This is a genomic window from Sphingobacterium anhuiense, from assembly GCF_042686355.1.
GTDB lineage: Bacteria > Bacteroidota > Bacteroidia > Sphingobacteriales > Sphingobacteriaceae > Sphingobacterium > Sphingobacterium anhuiense.
In genome coordinates, this window is record NZ_JBHUPE010000009.1 from 1 (window position 1) to 19,790 (window position 19,790).

21 protein-coding genes are annotated in these 19,790 nt (G+C 36.6%); 8 read left to right on the plus strand and 13 right to left on the minus strand.

The window, feature by feature from the left end:
* Window positions 1–75: 75 nt before the first annotated feature.
* Window positions 76–711, minus strand: coding sequence for a peroxiredoxin (locus tag ACFS6I_RS19355; RefSeq protein WP_183916149.1), 636 nt, complete (start codon window positions 709–711; stop codon window positions 76–78).
* A gap of 179 nt (window positions 712–890) precedes the next feature.
* Between ACFS6I_RS19355 and ACFS6I_RS19360 the strand changes: the two genes are divergently transcribed.
* Window positions 891–2,030, plus strand: coding sequence for an acyl-CoA dehydrogenase (locus ACFS6I_RS19360; RefSeq protein ID WP_132843885.1), 1,140 nt, complete (start codon window positions 891–893; stop codon window positions 2,028–2,030).
* A gap of 97 nt (window positions 2,031–2,127) precedes the next feature.
* Here ACFS6I_RS19360 and ACFS6I_RS19365 read toward each other — a convergent pair whose 3' ends face one another.
* Genes ACFS6I_RS19365 through proB form a run of 3 tightly spaced genes read right to left on the minus strand, consistent with a single transcriptional unit; the run spans window position 2,128 to window position 4,811 of the window.
* On the minus strand, window positions 2,128–2,526 hold the full coding sequence (locus tag ACFS6I_RS19365; RefSeq protein ID WP_380923112.1) for a hypothetical protein: 399 nt from the start codon (window positions 2,524–2,526) through the stop codon (window positions 2,128–2,130).
* Between the two features lies 1 nt (window position 2,527).
* Window positions 2,528–3,775 carry a glutamate-5-semialdehyde dehydrogenase gene (locus tag ACFS6I_RS19370; RefSeq protein ID WP_380923114.1) on the minus strand — a complete coding sequence of 416 codons (1,248 nt, stop codon included), beginning with the start codon at window positions 3,773–3,775 and terminating at the stop codon, window positions 2,528–2,530.
* A 1-nt stretch (window position 3,776) separates the two neighbouring features.
* A complete protein-coding gene (proB, locus tag ACFS6I_RS19375; RefSeq protein WP_380923116.1) occupies window positions 3,777–4,811 on the minus strand; it encodes a glutamate 5-kinase in 1,035 nt (344 codons plus the stop codon).
* A gap of 162 nt (window positions 4,812–4,973) precedes the next feature.
* Here proB and ACFS6I_RS19380 point away from each other — a divergent pair, with 162 nt between their 5' ends.
* Entirely contained in the window at window positions 4,974–5,396 is a 423-nt protein-coding gene (locus ACFS6I_RS19380) for a hypothetical protein (RefSeq protein WP_183916156.1), read from the plus strand.
* 22 nt (window positions 5,397–5,418) lie between these two features.
* Here ACFS6I_RS19380 and uvrB read toward each other — a convergent pair whose 3' ends face one another.
* On the minus strand, window positions 5,419–7,449 hold the full coding sequence (gene uvrB, locus ACFS6I_RS19385) for an excinuclease ABC subunit UvrB (RefSeq protein ID WP_183916158.1): 2,031 nt from the start codon (window positions 7,447–7,449) through the stop codon (window positions 5,419–5,421).
* 153 nt (window positions 7,450–7,602) lie between these two features.
* Between uvrB and upp the strand changes: the two genes are divergently transcribed.
* The 5 genes from upp to ACFS6I_RS19410 all read left to right on the plus strand — a co-directional run bounded on the left by upp (window position 7,603) and on the right by ACFS6I_RS19410 (window position 10,908).
* Entirely contained in the window at window positions 7,603–8,247 is a 645-nt protein-coding gene (gene upp / locus ACFS6I_RS19390) for a uracil phosphoribosyltransferase (RefSeq protein WP_021190634.1), read from the plus strand.
* 118 nt (window positions 8,248–8,365) lie between these two features.
* Window positions 8,366–8,839 carry a ribonuclease H-like YkuK family protein gene (locus ACFS6I_RS19395; RefSeq protein WP_021190635.1) on the plus strand — a complete coding sequence of 158 codons (474 nt, stop codon included), beginning with the start codon at window positions 8,366–8,368 and terminating at the stop codon, window positions 8,837–8,839.
* Window positions 8,840–8,991: 152 nt separating this feature from the next.
* A complete protein-coding gene (pnuC, locus tag ACFS6I_RS19400) occupies window positions 8,992–9,597 on the plus strand; it encodes a nicotinamide riboside transporter PnuC (RefSeq protein WP_380923119.1) in 606 nt (201 codons plus the stop codon).
* A gap of 34 nt (window positions 9,598–9,631) precedes the next feature.
* Window positions 9,632–10,162, plus strand: a complete 531-nt coding sequence (locus ACFS6I_RS19405; protein WP_380923121.1) for an AAA family ATPase — start codon at window positions 9,632–9,634, stop codon at window positions 10,160–10,162.
* A 173-nt stretch (window positions 10,163–10,335) separates the two neighbouring features.
* Entirely contained in the window at window positions 10,336–10,908 is a 573-nt protein-coding gene (locus tag ACFS6I_RS19410; RefSeq protein WP_132843895.1) for a Crp/Fnr family transcriptional regulator, read from the plus strand.
* A gap of 418 nt (window positions 10,909–11,326) precedes the next feature.
* On the opposite strand, the gene ahcY is transcribed toward ACFS6I_RS19410, so the two are convergent.
* On the minus strand, window positions 11,327–12,643 hold the full coding sequence (gene ahcY / locus ACFS6I_RS19415) for an adenosylhomocysteinase (RefSeq protein ID WP_021190641.1): 1,317 nt from the start codon (window positions 12,641–12,643) through the stop codon (window positions 11,327–11,329).
* A 171-nt stretch (window positions 12,644–12,814) separates the two neighbouring features.
* Here ahcY and ACFS6I_RS19420 point away from each other — a divergent pair, with 171 nt between their 5' ends.
* A complete protein-coding gene (locus ACFS6I_RS19420; protein WP_021190642.1) occupies window positions 12,815–13,225 on the plus strand; it encodes a BrxA/BrxB family bacilliredoxin in 411 nt (136 codons plus the stop codon).
* Window positions 13,226–13,335: 110 nt separating this feature from the next.
* Here the strand turns inward: ACFS6I_RS19420 and ACFS6I_RS19425 are convergent, their stop codons facing one another.
* The 7 genes from ACFS6I_RS19425 to lipA form a co-directional block, all read right to left on the minus strand.
* Window positions 13,336–13,905 carry a hypothetical protein gene (locus tag ACFS6I_RS19425; RefSeq protein ID WP_380923124.1) on the minus strand — a complete coding sequence of 190 codons (570 nt, stop codon included), beginning with the start codon at window positions 13,903–13,905 and terminating at the stop codon, window positions 13,336–13,338.
* A gap of 182 nt (window positions 13,906–14,087) precedes the next feature.
* Window positions 14,088–14,327: a hypothetical protein gene (locus ACFS6I_RS19430; RefSeq protein ID WP_132772536.1), complete on the minus strand. Its 240-nt coding sequence runs from the start codon at window positions 14,325–14,327 to the stop codon at window positions 14,088–14,090.
* A gap of 233 nt (window positions 14,328–14,560) precedes the next feature.
* Window positions 14,561–15,742 (minus strand): ABC transporter permease, encoded by a 1,182-nt coding sequence (locus tag ACFS6I_RS19435; protein WP_380923126.1) that lies wholly within the window; start codon window positions 15,740–15,742, stop codon window positions 14,561–14,563.
* Window positions 15,743–15,747: 5 nt separating this feature from the next.
* Window positions 15,748–16,719, minus strand: a complete 972-nt coding sequence (locus ACFS6I_RS19440) for an HlyD family secretion protein (RefSeq protein ID WP_380923128.1) — start codon at window positions 16,717–16,719, stop codon at window positions 15,748–15,750.
* Between the two features lie 2 nt (window positions 16,720–16,721).
* Complete coding sequence (locus ACFS6I_RS19445; protein WP_183916170.1) at window positions 16,722–18,113, minus strand: TolC family protein; 1,392 nt, start codon at window positions 18,111–18,113, stop codon at window positions 16,722–16,724.
* A 100-nt stretch (window positions 18,114–18,213) separates the two neighbouring features.
* Window positions 18,214–18,777: a Crp/Fnr family transcriptional regulator gene (locus ACFS6I_RS19450; RefSeq protein WP_380923130.1), complete on the minus strand. Its 564-nt coding sequence runs from the start codon at window positions 18,775–18,777 to the stop codon at window positions 18,214–18,216.
* A 90-nt stretch (window positions 18,778–18,867) separates the two neighbouring features.
* Entirely contained in the window at window positions 18,868–19,749 is an 882-nt protein-coding gene (gene lipA / locus ACFS6I_RS19455; protein WP_380923132.1) for a lipoyl synthase, read from the minus strand.
* Window positions 19,750–19,790 lie beyond the last annotated feature (41 nt).

Consider the following 19,790-nt stretch of genomic DNA (forward strand, 5'->3'; position numbering starts at 1 on the left):
GAAATAGTCAAGTAAGGATAATTATCGTTAAATTTATATGTCAACCTATTCTAGGACGCTACAGTATACCCTAATCTATAAATTAGGCTGTGGAGTCGTTCTTAAATAAGGTTTGATTTCTTTAAATCCTTTCGGGAACTTTGCAGGAATATCCTCCGTTTTTATTGCAGGGACCACAATCACATCCTCTCCATGTTTCCAGTCCGCAGGTGTCGCTACAGAATAATCGGCAGTCAACTGTAAAGAATCAATAACACGTAATATTTCATCAAAATTACGTCCGGTAGATGCAGGGTACGTTAGTGTTAATTTAATTTTTTTATCTGGCCCTATAATAAATACCGAACGTACTGTTACCGTTGCAGAAGCATTGGGGTGAATCATATCATACAATTCGGATACATGACGATCTTCGTCAGCAATAATCGGAAAATTAACAGTAGTATGCTGGGTTTCGTTGATATCCTGTATCCAATCCAAATGATCTTGAACAGGATCAACACTTAGCGCAATTGCTTTCACACCCCTTTTATCAAACTCCGATTTTAATTTCGCTGTCCGTCCAAGTTCAGTTGTACAAACTGGTGTATAATCAGAAGGGTGCGAAAAAAACACAACCCAACTATCTTTAATAAACTCATGGAAATCAATATCTCCTATTGTCGTCTGCGCTTTAAAATTTGGCGCTTCATCTCCTAATCTTAAACTCATATCTTTTTTTTTAAATTCGTAATACACTATATACTCTACAAATATAGTAGATTTTTATTCATAACAAAATCTAAGCTTTGTTTTTTACAAAAACCTGTTAAAAATTATTAAACTTTATTATGCAAGCATAATAATAAAATAAGTATATTTACTTACAAACCATTACCAATGTACACATTATGAATTTTGAATTAAACGAAGAATATAGCATGATTCAGGAAGCTGCTCGAGATTTCGCGCAGCAGGATTTAAAACCGGGTGTCATAGAACGGGATGAGAAAGCACTATTCCCTTACGATCAGGTGAAGAAAATGGGTGAATTAGGATTTATGGGCATGATGGTAGACAGTAAGTATGGAGGTGCAGGGCTTGATGCATTAGCTTATACCTTGGTCTTGGAAGAAATTGCTAAAATCGACGCATCAGCTGCAGTTATCATGTCTGTTAATAATTCTCTTGTATGCTACGGCTTAGAAGCTTTTGGCACCGAAGAGCAAAAAGAAAAGTACTTAAGACCTTTAGCTTCTGGAGAAAAGCTAGGCGCTTTTGCCCTATCCGAACCTGAAGCGGGTTCAGATGCAACATCCCAGCACACAACAGCAATAGATCAAGGAGATCATTACCTTTTAAATGGCACTAAAAACTGGATCACAAATGGCGGTAATGCCGATATTTGCCTCATCATTGCACAGACGCATCCCGAAAAAGCACATCGCGGAATAAATGTACTGATTGTAGAAAAAGGGATGCCTGGTTTTACAATCGGACCAAAAGAGAATAAACTTGGCATCAGAAGCTCAGATACCCACTCACTCTTATTTACTGATGTTAAAGTCCCTAAAGAAAACCGCATAGGTGAAGATGGATTTGGATTCAAATTTGCCATGAAAACATTAGATGGAGGTAGAATTGGTATTGCGGCCCAAGCATTAGGTATCGCCGCAGGTGCTTATGAATTCGCTCTTGCTTATGCAAAAGAGCGAAAAACCTTTGGAAAACCAATTGCTGAGCATCAGGCTATCCAATTTAAACTCGCAGATATGGAAGTTGAAATAGAAGCCGCAAGACTATTGACATATAAAGCTGCATGGACAAAAGATCAAGGGTTGCCCTACAGCAAAGAAGCGGCAATGGCCAAATTACATGCTTCCGAAGTTGCGATGAAAACAAGTATTGAAGCCGTTCAGATCCATGGTGGATATGGCTATGTAAAAGAGTACCATGTGGAAAGATTGATGCGTGACGCAAAGATCACACAAATTTATGAAGGAACATCTGAGATACAGCGATTAGTCATTGCTAGAGAGATACTAAAATAAAAAGATTGACAGGGCAACCGATCATGCCCTGTCAATCTTTTTATTTTCCTCTATTTTAAGGATAGCAGATTAAAAAGTGATCAAATTTTATCTGCCATTAAGCAAGCTTACCATCTATTGTTGCTAAATAGCCATAATCTTCAAATGCAAAGCTAGAGGTTTCTTTCATCACATAATTTAATAACAACTTAGATTTTAAAAGTAAGATTTGCTGTTCTTGAACGTCCACACTTTTCAAACCATCGTGCATCAATACCAATGCTAATGGTCTTATCTGCTCCACTTCCAGATCTTCTTTCGCGTAGCTTAATAAAGCTTCATCAGTTACCGTCAAGAAAAATTGACGGCTTTTTTTAAAAAACTCATCATAAGCTTTATCAAATACAATGGATGAAGGCTCATCAAAAACATGCTGTTCATCGACAAGTAATCTCAAAAACTTACCCATTTCATTTGTCCAATTCAACAATGAATTACTTTCAAATCTAATTCCCATACTATCTTATTTGTCCATTACCCGTTACATACCATTTTTCAGTCACTAATTTTTCTAAGGCAAAAGGTCCTCTAGCGTGAAGCTTTTGTGTAGAAATACCGATCTCAGCTCCTAAACCAAATTCTCCACCATCTGTAAATCGCGTGGAGGCATTGGCATACACTGCAGCAGCATCCACAGCATTCATAAATCGTTCCAATTTTTCCGAATCATTGGAGACAATACATTCTGAATGACGGGAGGAATAAGTAGCAATGTGCGTCAAAGCCTGTTCCAGTCCGTTTAATACTTTAATAGAACATTTAAGATCTAAAAATTCACGTCCAAAATCAATTTCATTTGCTTGTTGCAAATATGGATATCCCAATCGCTCTAAAATAGCATAACTCCGTTCATCAGCAAAAACTTCCACCCGCTCCTTTTCAAAGGGAACGATAATTCCATCTAAAAATAAATCAGCAATCTCTTCATCTAATAATATGGTATCCAATGCATTGCAAACAGAAGGTCTGGATATTTTTGCATTAGCAACAATAGCAACAGCCTTATCGATTGTTGCTGATTGCTCTACATAGGTATGACACACCCCAGCACCTGTTTCAATAACGGGTACTTTAGCATGCGCACGAACAAAATCAATCAATGATTGCGAACCTCGGGGGATAATAATATCCACAAATTTAGTTGCCGTCAGTAATTCTTGTACAAATTTCCGGTCTGTTGGCAGTAATTGAACAATATTTGGGTTTAAATGATTCTGAATCAAAACTTTTTGAATGATCTCAACCAATATCTGATTTGTATGAAAAGCATCCGTGCCACCCCGCAACAGACAAACATTGCCTGAGCGAATACATAATGCAGCCACATCAATAGTCACATTCGGTCTAGACTCATATATAACCGCGACTACCCCCAAAGGAACTGCTTTCTTTTCCAACAATAAACCATTATCCAAAACCTGTTGGTTTAATAACTTTCCGGAAGGATCAGGAAGTTTAGCAACATCCAACACACTTTTTGCCAAAGCCTCCATCCTTTCGGCATTCAAAACCAACCGATCCCTTTTCGGATCATCTGCATCTAATAATTTCAGATCTTTTTCATTTTCAAATAGAATAACAGTAACTCGTGCTCGCAATGCCTCTGCCAAATCAGTTAAAATATGCGCTTTTGTATCTGAATCCAATTGATTTACATCCCGTGTAGCAGCCAATGCTGCCTCTAATTGCTCTGTGATATTTTCCATATTATAACAATACGATATCATCAGCATGTGCTAAGATGATATCTTTACGTTTTACATTCTTCATTAAATCGCCCATATCCCACTTAGATTTAGCAACAGCAATGATTTGATCATCTTCGTCAAAAATATGGAACACTTCACCTTCCTCAAACTGTTCAACACAGGTTTTAACACCAACAAGTAAGAGACTTTTTCGTTGCAAAAGTGCCTCTACAGCACCTCTATCAATAATTACTTTACCCTTAATTAAACTTCCACTTGCTAACCATTTATTGCGGGAAGAAACCTTTTTAGGCTGTGCCATGCAGATCGTACCCGTCTGACCTTCGATCGCCTTCAGCAAGGCATTTTCAGTTTGCATGCTAAAAATAACAGCCCGTATTCCCATCTGGTTAGCCAACCGTGCAAAATTTAATTTTGACGTCATACCACCAAGACCGACAGAAGACTTATCTGTTCTTGCTAAAGAAAGTGCGGCCTTATCGATCACTTTTAATTCGGGGATAACTATTCCTTCCGAATCCATAACTCCGGGTACCGAAGTTGTAAATAAAATTTGCTCAGCACCAAAGCCAACCGCAATCAAAGTCGCCAACTCATCATTATCAGAAAATTTCAATTCTTTATTACTCACCACATCATTTTCATTGGCAATAGGAATAATATTATTTTTCCATAAAGTTTCATAAGTATTCTTCAATTGCACAAATTGATTCCTATTTGCGAAATGTTGACGCTCACATAAACTTTGAGCTAAAGCAATTTTAAAGGGTCGAAAATAAGTACTATAAATTTGCAATAACAAAGGATTACCAATAGCTGCTGCAGCCTTTCTTTCTGACAAAGTCCCCGAATACCGTGTCAAAAACTTTTTCCCTGCCGCAACTGCTCCTGAAGAAACCAGAACGACATTATAATGCTGTTGTATTTGAGCGACCTGTCTTGCGATCTCCAATACGATCCGTTCATCTACCTCCCCGTCCGCTGTCGTAATAGAAGCTGAGCCAAACTTGATAACAACAATTGGCTTTTTCATATATTTTTTTGTGTTTATTTTGTTTAGGTAATTACTTATTCTTATAAAAATAAAGAAGCGTTTTGACAAAAGAAAGGTTTATGAAAAATTATCTACCAAAAAGGTATATTTTATATGGTACAATTTGTGTAGGAATACTCTCAATTCAAAACACCATCATATATGAATCGTTTACTTAACAGTATCATGGTTGCTTCGCTTTTGTTCGTTTCATGCCAACAAAAGAACAAGGAGGCTACCCAATCCAAAGAAACAGCGACAGTGGGCGGTGATAAAGACAAGCACGGCTGTATCGCAAGTGCAGGATACACTTGGTCAACTTTAAAAGATAGCTGTGTTAGGCCTTTTGAGCAGATACAATTGGATATCGTTAATAATTCAGATAGCTATGAAACAGCGGCATTTCTGATTATTGATGATAAGAAACATGCCGCAGAGGTTTTTCTAAAAGAAAGCCCAGAAAGCATTGTCTTAAAACACGTCAAAGAATATGAGTATGAAAATCAGGATTACAAGTTAATTCAGGATCAGCATTGCTGGACATTAATTAAAGGCGACAAAACTTTATATAAAGAAAAAGAATAAAAAAAGGGCTTAAGCCCTTTTTTTATTTAAATCGTTCATCAAATATTTTCTCTAAGGAGAACATCTCATCTCTAAGTTTAGCGGCTTCTAAGAAGTCCATTTCTTTAGCTGCCTTTTCCATTTTCTTACGAACTGTGTCGATCGCTTTTTTAAGCTCTTTCTCACCAAGATATTGTAACACCGGATCTGCGGCAATGGCTACCGAAGGATCTGGCTCAACATATATCTTCGGCTCCAGTCCATTGAAATCAGCGACCGAGGTTTGCTCCATAATCTCCTCTTTAGTTTTTCCGACAGTTCGAGGCGTAATATGATGGTCTTCGTTATATTTCATTTGTTTCTCACGACGGCGGGTAGTCTCATCAATAGTAGCAGCCATACTATCCGTCATCCGATCTGCATACATGATCACACGCCCTTTGTCATTACGCGCAGCACGACCGATTGTCTGAATCAATGATCTCTGAGATCGCAAAAAACCTTCCTTATCAGCATCCAATATCGCGACTAATGTTACTTCAGGTAAATCAAGACCTTCCCTCAATAAGTTAACCCCTACCAGAACATCAAATTCACCAAGACGCAATCCTCTTAATATTTCGACCCGTTCCAATGTCTTTACTTCAGAGTGGATATACCTAACTTTTATATGCAGCTTAGTCATATATTTGGTTAACTCTTCTGCCATACGCTTCGTCAACGTTGTCGCTAACACACGTCCTCCGGCTTTAATGGCCTTATCTGCTTCCTCAAGGAAATCATCCACCTGATTAATCGCAGGATGAACTTCAATAATCGGATCTAACAACCCTGTCGGCCGTATAACTTGCTCGACAAACACACCTTCCGTCTGCTGTAACTCGTAATCTCCCGGTGTCGCAGAAACATAAATCGTCTGATTCGTCAAAGATTCAAATTCAGGAAAATTCAAAGGCCTATTGTCAAGCGCTGCTGGTAACCTAAAACCATGTTCTACCAAAGCAATTTTTCTGGAACGGTCTCCACCATACATGGCACGTAATTGCGGAATCGTTACATGACTCTCGTCTATAACAAGTAAATAATCTTCGGGAAAATAATCCAGTAAACAGAAAGGACGCATCCCAGGCTCACGACCATCAAAAAACCGGGAGTAATTTTCAATTCCGGAACAATAGCCAAGCTCTCGCATCATTTCCAGATCGTAATTAACACGTTCTTCCAGACGTTTCGCTTCCAGCATCTTTCCTTCCTCTTCCAACTGTGTTCTACGTTGCACCATCTCTTCTTGAATCGCCCAGATCGTTGAAGTAAACTTTTCCTTTGGCGTTACAAAAAGTGTTGCAGGAAAAAGAGCTAGATCTTCCATTCTACTTAAGGTCTTTCCTGTTACCGGATCGATTTCACTCAACTCATCAATCTCATCACCAAAAAATGATACGCGAATGGCAAAATCCAAATAGGCTGGAAAAATATCTACTGTATCTCCCTTCACACGAAAAGTACCTCTCTTAAATTCAGTCGTAGTACGCGCATACAGGATCTCAACCAAGCGATGCAAAAATGCGTTACGGGAAATCACTGTCCCAACAGCAAATCGAAAAATCGACTTGGAGAAATCTTCAGGATTACCCATACCATAAATACAGGAAACAGAAGATACAACAATAACATCACGCCTGCCCGACATCAGTGCCGTTGTAGTAGCGAGACGTAATTTTTCGATCTCTTCATTGATCGCTAAATCTTTCTCAATATACGTATTCGATGACGCTATGAAAGCTTCCGGCTGATAGTAATCGTAGTAAGAGACAAAATAATTGACAGCATTGTCCGGAAAAAACTGCTTAAACTCTCCATAGAGCTGAGCTGCTAATGTTTTATTATGGCTGAGTATTAAAGTCGGTTTCTGTGTTTGCTGAATCACATTCGCCACTGTAAACGTTTTTCCAGATCCAGTCACCCCTAAGAGTGTTTGGTATTGTTCTCCTTCGTTTAAACCCTGCACCAATTCTTTGATTGCAGTAGGTTGATCTCCAGTAGGCTTATATTCAGACGTAAGTTGGAACTTCATAAAATCTTATTCAAGTAATACAAATTTAATCAAAATAAATGAGGCATTTATATTATTCAATTGAGTCTGTTATTCACAACTATTTTTCCGTTTAAACAAACAATAAGTAATAATATTTGTGTAAATTGGTATAATCACTAAAATCTACACGATATGCTCAATATCCTCAGCACACAGAACAGCATCGCAAATCAATACATTGCAGAACTACGTGATGTCAACATTCAGAAAGACCGCATGCGCTTCCGGCGCAATCTAGAACGCCTTGGGGAAATATTTGCCTATGAAATCAGTAAAACACTGACTTATGCACCTGTAGATGTAGAAACACCATTGGGTGTTGCTAATACGCAAATGCTCCTTGATCAACCCGTTTTGGCAACTATTTTACGAGCAGGATTACCCTTACATCAAGGTTTGTTGAATGTTTTCGATCACTCGGACAGTGCATTTATTGCGGCCTATCGCCACACCAAGAAAAGTGGTGAATTTGAAATCCATAAAGAATATGTAAACACCCCAAATCTTGATAACAAAATTGTCATTGTTGCCGATCCGATGCTAGCCACTGGAAAAAGCGCAGTATTATGCTGTAAAGATCTTTTAAATGATTATGCAATTAGAGAATTACATATTGTTATCGCCATCGCTTCCGAAGAAGGTATCAGACATGTGCAGGCATTCTTACCCAAAGCGACAATATGGGTCGGAGCAGTAGATAATGAACTGACAAGCAAAGCATACATTGTACCCGGTTTAGGCGATGCGGGAGACCTTGCTTTTGGAAATAAGCATTAGTCTTTTAATAATTTAGTAGTAAAAACTTAATACAGAGTACCGCTCTTAACACATTATATATCAGTAAATTTAAACAACAAAATGAAATACGCACATACACAAACTAACTTATCTTTATATGACTTGGCAGAAATACAATGGCGAAAGCATCAAGACATCCATATGGGATGCTGTTGAAACCAACATCTTAAAAGAAATAGATCTAGGCAATAAGCTCAAAGTCTATATCGGAACAGATTCACAGATTAAAAGAGGAACTATTGATTTTGCAACCGTTATTGTTTTCCTCCGAGAACACCGAGGCGGATTTATGTTCGTACATAAAGATAAAAGAAATCACCTGATGGGCATTAAAGAACGTATGCTCCTCGAAGTTCAAAAATCCATCGACGTTGCTTACGCACTTTGTCCACTCCTAGAGCAGTACCAAGTCGATCTGGAAGTCCATGCCGACATTAATACCAATCCTAATTTTCAATCTAATGTCGCATTAAAAGAAGCCATGGGTTACATTATGGGAATGGGTTTTGTATTCAAGGCAAAACCTGAATCATTTGCCAGTACGACTTGTGCAAACAAGCAAGTACAATAAATGAAAATAGTGACTGAGCACCTTAAAGATCGTTCTATACGATAGCTTTAATAGTGCGCAATTCATCTTAGGTGTTGATGTCCTAAAATTACTTTTGGACAAATGAACGGTTTTGCTAAATTCGTATCTTTACTTCTAAAGACACGAGAGCTATGCCAGCAATTATACAGCAGATTATACAACAATTTGCCCAGACAACCATGCTTGAATGGATCGGTACCATCACCGGTTTTTTATGTGTCTATCTCGCAGCTAAACAACATATCCTTAATTGGCCCATCAGCGTAATCAGTGTGGTGACCTATGGCTATATTTTCTATCATAGTAAATTATATGGGGACGCAGTATTACAACTCTATTTTTTAGGTACAGCCATTTATGGTTGGTATTATTGGTCAAAGAAAATCAGGGAAAACGATAAACCTATTGTCTCCTTTACAAAACGTGAAATGCTGTTCACGATAATTACTATCGGAATCCTGACTGCTTTGCTTGGCACTTTTCTACAAAAGCTGACCGATTCAGACGTTCCATATGCAGATGGTTTTTGCACTGCCTTAAGCTTTGTTGCACAATTTTTAATGACACGAAAAGTACTGCAGAACTGGGTACTATGGGTTTTTGTAGATATCTGTTATATTCCGCTTTATCTACATAAAGGTTTATTGCTAACGGCGATTCTATATTTTGTATTTGCCGTGATTGCTTGGGGAGGCTATAGAGACTGGAAGTCCACTTATCGTACTTTTATGCAATAATGTCCAAACAAGATGCCTAACTTTATGCGCACAAATGAGTACATCAAATCCAGAATTAATGAAGATAGCTGTCGTTGGACCTGAATCAACAGGTAAATCAACGATTGCTCAGGCTATAGCAAGACATTTCAACACGGTTTGCGTTCCTGAATTTGCACGTGAATATTGTAAAAACTTGCATAATGAATACACGCTGCAAGATGAAGTTAATATGTATTATGGACAAATCGCGCTTGAAGACACTTTAATACCTTTAGTCCATAATAATATGTTGATATGTGATACAACTATATTGACTGTCAAAATCTGGTGTGATCATCTCTTTGGTGATACACCTCAGGAAGTAAAAAACGAAATACAACAACGACCATATGACCTTTTCCTACTCATGGATATCGATCTACCATGGGAGGAAGATCCATTACGCGATTTCCCGGAGCAACGTGAACACTTTATGGAAGTCTGGAAACAGGAATTAAATCAACTCAATGCTCGATATGCCATTATTTCCGGATTAGGAGCTGAACGTTTTGAAAATGCACTTAAGGCGATTAAAAGCAAATAACTTTTTTGCCATTTGTATTAAACTGATATCGAAGCTCGTTCATAATTCATAGATTCCGGTTATAGAAATGTCAAAAGTAATATTGATCATAAAAAAGATTTTATCTTGTTATCACCGCAAAATAAATCGTATTTTAACATGCAATAGGCTTTGTAGCAGAACTGAACCAATTTATGAATACAGAAAAAATTGCTAGAATTTTCTTTAAGTATAAAGAACCATCAAGAGGATTAATCAACTTTTTAGACGAATACACTGAAATTATTCACTATCCAAAAAAAACCAAATTACTCAAAGAAGGACAAATCAGTCAACACATTTATTTTATTCTTTCGGGCTCCATTCGAATTCACTCTTACGATCAACAGGGAAATAATCAAACCTCAAGCTTATTATTTGAAAATGATCTGGTTTTATCTGTATTTAGTTTTTTTAGCAATAAACCATCTGTAGAAGCGATCGAAACTATTGAAGATTGTGAAATAATTAAAATTCCCAAAAAACAATTAGAAAAAATATATGAAGATTTCCCAGAATTCAATTATTTCGGAAGAAGAATGACGGAGGAATACTATATAAATTCAGAAAAACGCATTTATAATTTAAGAATGTTATCTGCAAAAGATCGTTATTTCCAATTTATTGAAGAAAACCAACAGGCTCTTAAAAGAATACCATTAAGATATATTGCCTCGTATTTAGGCATTAATTTATCAACATTAAGTCGGATCAGAGCAAATACATAATTATTTGACTTTTGTCAAATTGATTAAGATAATATTAAAATAAGTTTGGTAAACAATTCATTTACATAATTATGAAAAAGCTTATTTTAATTATTTCCTATTTAAGCATCCTATTGAATGCTTATCAATATCTATTATGGTTTTATATCTGCACAAAAATAGAAGATAGTAGAATCAATGAAACTTATGATCGGTATACATTACAGCTAGACATGATCGTATATGTTATATTTCAATTAATATTACCAATTATTCTAGTTTATATTCTACTCATAAAATTTAAAGAACATTATATCTTAATTACATTACTGATTATTTTCACCTTTATGAATGCATGGTCAGTTATGTGAAAGCGACCAACAGCAATAAACAAAAAAGCCTCAATTGAAATCAATTGAGGCTTTTACAAAAAATAATACTAGTAACGGTAAGCTTCCGCTTTAAACGGACCGTCAACTGTAACACCAATATAAGAAGCCTGCTCTTCAGTCAACACATCCAGTTCAACACCGATATGCGCTAAATGTAAACGAGCAACTTTCTCATCCAAATATTTTGGAAGTGTGTACACTTTATTCTCATAAGCAGCCGTATTCGTCCATAATTCCAATTGCGCTAACGTTTGGTTTGTGAATGAATTTGACATTACGAATGAAGGATGTCCCGTAGCACAGCCTAAATTCACTAATCTACCTTCTGCTAATAAAATGATATCAACACCGTCAATCGTATATTTATCAACCTGAGGTTTAATTTCAATTTTTGTATTACCATAGTTTTCATTTAACCAGGCAACATCAATTTCATTATCAAAGTGACCGATATTACAAACGACCGTTTTGTCTTTCATTGATTTGAAATGCTCAGGACGAACAATATCTTTATTACCTGTAGTCGTAACAACGATATTAGCTTCTTTAACAGCATCAGCAAATTTTTTCACTTCAAATCCTTCCATAGCAGCCTGTAAAGCACAGATAGGATCGATTTCAGTAACGATAACACGAACACCAGCAGAACGTAAAGACTCTGCAGAACCTTTTCCTACATCACCGTAACCCGCTACAACAGCAACTTTACCTGCCAACATCAAATCTGTTGCACGACGGATAGCATCCACTAAAGATTCGCGGCAACCATATTTATTATCAAATTTAGACTTTGTAACAGAATCATTTACGTTGATAGCTGGTAAATGCAATGTACCGTTCTTCATACGTTCGTATAAACGGTGAACACCAGTAGTTGTTTCTTCAGACAAACCTTTGATTTCAGCGATCAATTCTGGATATTTATCAAACACCATATTTGTTAAATCACCACCATCGTCTAAGATCATATTCAACGGTTGACGCTCTTCACCAAAGAATAATGTTTGCTCAATACACCAATTGAATTCTTCTTCATTCATACCTTTCCAAGCATATACAGGAATCCCAGCAGCGGCAATAGCAGCAGCGGCGTGGTCTTGTGTAGAAAAGATATTACAAGATGACCAAGTCACATCAGCACCCAGTTCAACCAAAGTTTCAATTAAAACAGCTGTCTGAATAGTCATGTGAAGACAACCTGCAATACGCGCACCTTTTAAAGGTTTTGCAGCACCAAACTCAGCACGAAGGCTCATTAAACCCGGCATTTCAGCTTCCGCTAATTCTATTTCTTTACGGCCCCATTCAGCAAGGGTGATGTCCTTAACTTTGTATGGTACGTACGTACTTTCTACTGATGACATATATTATTCTTTTTAAGTTTTAAATTTATTAGCAAAAATACCATTCAATACCTTTAAATCAAAACGTTGAATTTGAAAGCTGTAAAATTCTGACATTGTTTTGAGACTAACGTCTTGACTTAGCTCCTAACAACACTTATATTTGTATGATTAAATTTAAAAAAGAAGATTATGTATCCAGAATATTTAGTAGAACCAATGCGTAAAGAGCTTACAGATGTAGGTTTCGAAGAATTAAAAACTGCTGAGCAAGTTGATGCGGCTATTGCTACAGAAGGAACTGTATTTGTGGTTGTAAACTCAGTATGTGGTTGTGCAGCGGCAAATGCTCGTCCTGCTGCTAAAGCTGCAGTAAAAAATGAAAAACATCCAACTAAATTTGTTACTGTTTTTGCTGGTATGGAAAAAGAAGCTGTTGATAAAGCTAGAAACTATATGTTGCCTTATCCTCCGTCTTCCCCTGCTATGGCATTATTCAAAGATGGCAAATTAGTTCACATGATAGAAAGACATATGATTGAAGGTCGCTCTGCCCAAATGATCGCTGATAATTTAGCAGCTGCATTTGACGAGTACTGTTAATCATTTATTTTGATTTTTGAAAAAGAAAAAGGCTGTTCGAGTTATTCGAATAGCCTTTTTTGATATTATCAAATCATTTGCTTTGCTCAAATGAGCCTTGCAGATTCAAATTAATTTCTTGGAATATAAGTCTTATTACCATTACTATTGATATAGTATTTGCCACCTTCTGGGCCAATATATACATCATGACCATTATACTTCTCTGAAGATAACTTGCCTGCAGTTGCTTTAGTAGTAGTTGCAGTAGATTTTTTCACCTTATTTGTTGAAGCTGTCACATTACTTTTAGCTTTCTCAGTTGATTTAATCGCTTTTTCAGATTCCGCTTTTGATAAAGCGCTTTCGTTTTTAACCGATTGCTTATTTACTTCCTTCGCTTTTATTGCTTCATCCTTCGATTTTCCGCCAGCTTTAGTAGCTTTAACGGCATCTGGTTTAGCAACCTTACTTTCTTTTTCAGCGACCTGTTTTGTACTTGCAGCATTCTCCTTTACTTTTTCCGAAGCTTTTACCGTTTTACTTGCGGAAACCTTCTCCTTTTTAGCTGTCTCTTTTGCTTTTACGGTATTATCCTTCACCGCTTTCTCTGTTTTTTTAACAGCCTTGTTTGGAGTAGTTTCTTGTGCAGTACTCATGGTAATACCAAACACAGAAACAAATGCAGCTAATGCTGCCATTTTTTTAAAATAATTTAAGGTATTCATAACCCAATATATTTAAGTGTAAAACTAGTTTTAAAAATCAAAACAAATGCCAAAACACCTTAACAACAAGCACGTTAACAGATATTTAACGTTACTAATGGTTAATAAAAAAAGGGTTTTATGAGATCAGTCATAAAACCCTTTAATCTGGTTCTTTATTTACCTGGTGGCTTAGCTTTAGGCATCATTTTATTACCCTTTCTGTCAGGAGTCTTTTTTCCTGCAGTTGAATCCTTTGCCGCCTCAGGATTTTCTTTAACCGGTGCTGCTGGCTTCACCTTTGGTTCCGATTTTTTCACAGGATGCGTCTGTTGCGCAGATACTGAGGCTGCTCCATAAACCAATAAAGAGGCAACGATAGCTGCAGTTATTCCTGAAAATTTTATTGCTTTCATAATAGAAGATAGCGTTAGTTTATTTTGATAAGAATCGCTCAAACCAAGTGCCACAAAACAATCCCAAAATTATTTAACACACTTATTTACAATAAATTAAAGTCAAAAATCATTTATTATTGTATTATAATAATTATGATTACAGGTAATGAAATTATTTTTAAACTGAAATCTGTAAAATATTAAAACTGTATGTTTTAACCTTCATGCACTTATCCTTATATTCATACACATCATTCAATCTCCTTAACAACTGGTGCATTCTCCTTCTTTATTTTTCGAACTTTTAAATACAATAGAACAAATGAAAGAATAAAACAAACAACAGTTGTCAAAGCCAGCGCTAAGATCGAGGATTTCACATTTGCAACTGCCCCCTGTTCTATCACTAACACCCGGAAGATCTCTAAATAATGTGTCAGCGGAATCAATTTAGAGATATAGACTACCCAATCAGGCATCTGGCTCAAAGGCCACGTAAAGCCGCTCAAGATAAAGCTTGGTGTAGCGATAACCATGAGTATCTCGGTTGCTTTAAGTTGACTCGGAATAATAATACTCACCAGTATACCGATAAAACTAACTGCGAGTAAGAAGAATATAGTTCCTAATAAAAACGGACCAATTGGTATTTCAAGAGGCATTCTATAAAAAAGTGAAAAACCATAATAAAGAAAATAAATACCTACGGACATGATCAAAAAAGGAGCTATTTTCACTAAAATCAGCAGCAGCACATTAGACGATTTAGATACTAACTCCTTAAATGTTCCCTTTTCAAACTCTGATGCAAAACTTAATGCCAAAGCTAACATCATCACTTGTTGTAATACTGTCAATAGCACGCCCGGAAGCATGAAATATAAATAGTTTCCGCTTTTAATATGCTGTTTAATGATTGTAGTTTTAAAAGGTTCATATTGCTGATTGGCTACGTACCCTGGGACACCTTTCTTCTGCTGTGCTTTAATCTGAATACCAGCTTTTAATGTTGCTGCACAAACATTCGCCGCCATGCTCGCATAATTAGAAGTTAATGTATTGGCTGCATTGACAAAGAGCGTCAACTCCGTAGAATGGTTATAGTTCACATCCGAATCAAAATTCTTTGGAATCTGTACCACAACCGTTGCTTCATGTTTCAATGCCTCTTGTTTTGCATTAAAAGCATCTGGCAAAACTGCTGCAACATAAATCACCTCACTCTCATTAAACATTGTGATCAGTTGCTTGCTTAGCGGACTTCTGTCTTGATCTACAACGATAATAGGTAGATGAGTCACTTTACCCTTTTGATAAACTGCACCAATTAACACTCCATATAAAATAGGTGCGCCCACAAAAAGCATCAATAACACTTTATTTTGAAAAAAGAGCCTAAATTCTCGTTTTAATAAGGATACGAATGTGCGCATAATACTTATTTTGTGTTATCAAGATGAAGAATAAACGTCGCCTTAGTCAATAATTTATCCGAACCATCTTTTTGCACAGGTTTCAATTTTACCTCAAACAAAGATTCCTGCTGTTCAAAATCAGGATAAGCCGTAGCAATATTCGCATAAGAACTCAATGTTTTAATGGAAACCACCTCAGCTTCTATTTTTTTATTCTCTAAATATGGAAATGAAAGTTGCTGCTTACTTCCTACTGTCAGGTTATGTAACTGCTTTTCAGGAATTGTAACCCGAAAATAGGTACCATCCACCAAGTAACCAGAAATTAAGCTATATCCCGCCAAAGCAAGTTCCCCTACTTTTAAATTTATGGTTTCAATTGTCATATTTTGAGGCGCGATGATAAAACGTTCCTTCGTTGCAACATCCACTTCTGATACCGCCCCTATTGCTCTCTCCTTTTGTCCCAGAGCCATTTTCTGCTGTTCTATTCGTGCACCGTTTTCAGCATCCGCAAGTTCGGCCTGAACAGCTAAATATTGATTCTTTGCCCCTTGAAATTTCATATAAACTTCATCGTACTGCTGTTGAGCAACCAAAGAGTCCTTAATGAGGTTTTGCATTCTATTAAGTGATTTCTGTGCAAATTCAAATTGCTCACGCAACCCATCACGCTTCGCTCGCAATTGTTTCAACTGATTATCTGTTGCTCCTTTTACAGCCATTTTATATTGCGCTTCAGCAGACTCAAGAGCCCCTTTAGCCTGAATAGATTTGGCTTCAACCTCTGGAAACTCCAAAATCATCAAGGTGTCACCAGCCTGCACAACATCGCCCTCACTCACTAAAATCTGATGTATTTTTCCAGGAATCTTGGTCGTTACAGCAATCTGATCCCGCTCAATCTTTCCCTCAAAAGTATTTTTAAGAGGAGTTTCATTGCTACAGCTTTGCATTAATGCCGCGATTCCAAGTATAGATATATATTTTCTCATAATTATTTCACTAATGATTGATAAAGACTTCCTTGTGATTTTAATAATTCTAAAACAGCAGTACGCTGTAATAAAAGTTGATTATAAAAACTAAGTGACTGCTTGTAAAGCTCATTTTCTGCACTTAACCTTTCCGTTACATCTATTAATCCAGCTTCAAATTGCTTTGATGCCAATGAAAGATTATTATTTGCAATTTTTATCTGCTGTTCATGCACCGCCATTTTTTTCATCGACAACTGGTAATCCGAATTTGTCTTACGTTGCAGCAACATTAGTTTATCCCGCGTATCATTCCATTTATTCTGATTCATAACCAGATCCAGATTTGCTTTTTTGATATTATTTCGATGTTGATTTCCATCAAATACATCCCACTTAACACCAACCCCTACAGCAAAACCCGGTGCCATCTGAAAATGATTAGCACTTAAATTAAGATCACCGGCAAGCGGTACATCTTTGAATTTGAACTTTGTGTCAAAGGCGTTGAAATAAAAAGCACTACCAAAAGCAAAAATCTGTGGTAATTTTGCACCCTTCTCTTTTTTCAGTACATACTCGTATGCACGTTGAGAACTTGCCAAAGCTTGCATTTCCTTCCTGTTCTCTACAGCAGGTTGTATCGGATCTACAATCGCTAGTTCCAATGGATAGCTCACTGTCTTAAGACTATCTAGAGGCATTTTAGTCAATTCCTCCAATTTAAAATATAAGAGTTCACGACTATTGGTCGATTCGGCTTTCTTGCTTTCTAACTCCAGCATAGCCAATTTAATTTTATCACGATCGTAAGGTATAGCCAAACCATTCTCGATCGCTTTTACTACTTTAAGATGCTCCTTATTCAATCTTTTCTCCGAATCAGCAATCAAGGCATCAACTTCTTTCAATAACATGATCTGGTCGAAAGTCTGCACCACTTCCTGAGCAAGGCCCTCATAACCGGCCTCGGTCATCAGCTGCTGTGCTTTATACTTTTCGTCCAAAGCTTTTTTCCCATTCGTAATCTGTAGACCACTAAAGATAACCTGTGTCGCATTTACACCTGCAAAGCCAACCTGAGAAGAGGTATTAAATTTTTGTGCGCCTTCAAAAAGATTCAGTCCCAAGATCGGAAGGGTTTTTGTTGGAAGATCCAATTCTCCACTAGCATTGAGATATCCATACATGCCCATAGCAGATATGTGGGGTAATAACTTTCCGCTCACAGAATTCTTATCTAAAAGGGTTTTCTGATTTTCTAAATAACTATTCTTAATATCGCTATTATTCTGAATTGCCTTTTGAATAAATTCTTTTAGCTGGGGACTAATACCTTGCTGTCCAAACGTTGTATTTTGAAACAGAAAAGGCATTAAAAATATAAAGCATGAAATCTTTTTAACTAACATATTCATAACTCGCATAAGGGTCGATTAGTATATTAAGTAACAATACAAAGATGCGTATGTTTTAAGATTTAATTTTTAAGATATCTTAAAAAGGAAAAAATTAATCAAGTTGTCCTCTTATTACCGATAAAGTCTGTTGCGACATCCCTAAATATGAGGCAATATGTCCTAAAGAAGCATTTTTAAGAAGTTCCGAATTTTCTGTTAATAATAATTGGTATCGTTCCATAGCCGTTTGAAACTGCATATTATAAAACCGATTGGAGAAACTGATCACCGAATCGAGTAAAACTTTTTGAATGATCTGATTCACGACAATGTGAGTCTTTGCTAATTCCAAAATATGTTGAAAAGGTATGAATGAAATTTTACATTTGGTCAAGGCTTGAAAACCAAATAAAGAAGGTTTTTGATAGAAAACACTCTCTATACCTGTACTAAATGTATTGGGTCCAAAGAAATAATGTGTAATATCCTTACCATTCTTATAGTAGAAGATTCGTGTTAAGCCAGATTCTACAAAATAAATATATTTTAAGTAGCTATCAGGTTCAAAAATTATATCTCCTTTATAAAATTCCTTTGTTTCAATAATCTGAGAAAACAACAACATTAAGTCGTCATCAATAAGATATAAGGTTTTGAAATGTTCCAATGCAGTCATAACTTAAATATGCCAATTTTAAATCAAAAAACCACAAAAAAAAGCCCTTACTATTTATAATAAGGGCTTTTCTAATATATATTTTTTCTTCTATTGCATATCAAACAAATGCTTTTCTGCATGATAAGAAGATCTCACTAATGGACCAGATTCAACATATTTGAATCCCATTTTTAAACCAATTTCTTTATATTTATCAAACTGTGCAGGTGTAACCCACTCCACTACAGGGTGATGAGCCTTAGTCGGCTGTAAGTATTGACCTATTGTTAAAATATCAACCCCGACATTAAATAAATCCTGCATAGTCTCAACAACATCTTCCTCAGTCTCTCCAAAACCAAGCATAATACCCGATTTGGTACGCAGACCGGCTTCAGAAATACGACGAAGACATTCCAATGAACGATCATATTTTGCTTGAATACGCACTTCACGAGTCAAACGTCTTACGGTTTCAATATTATGAGATACAACCTCTGGACGAACAGCAAGCACGCGATCAAGATTTTCCCATTGTCCTTTAAAATCAGGAATCAAAGTCTCTAAAGTAGTAGTAGGACTTTCTTGACGAATAGCATTGATTGTTTCTGCCCAAATGATAGAACCCCCATCTTTCAAGTCATCACGATCGACAGAAGTAATGACACAATGTTTCACCTGCATCAGTTTAACCGAATTAGCAACTCGCGCTGGTTCATCCAGTTCAACAGCTTTGGGACGCCCCGTTGATACAGCGCAAAACGAACACGAACGTGTACAAATATTGCCTAAAATCATGAATGTAGCAGTTCCTGCACCCCAACACTCACCCATATTAGGACAGTTTCCACTCTCACAGATCGTATGTAGCTTATGCTCGTCTACTAGTCCTCTTACATGTCTATATTCTTTACCAACTGGCAATTTTACACGCAACCAATCTGGCTTACGCTGTGTTTGTGTTGCAGGGATAACTGGAAGTTCAATCATGATGCAAAGTTAATGATTATAAATGTAATTTTTTATCGACA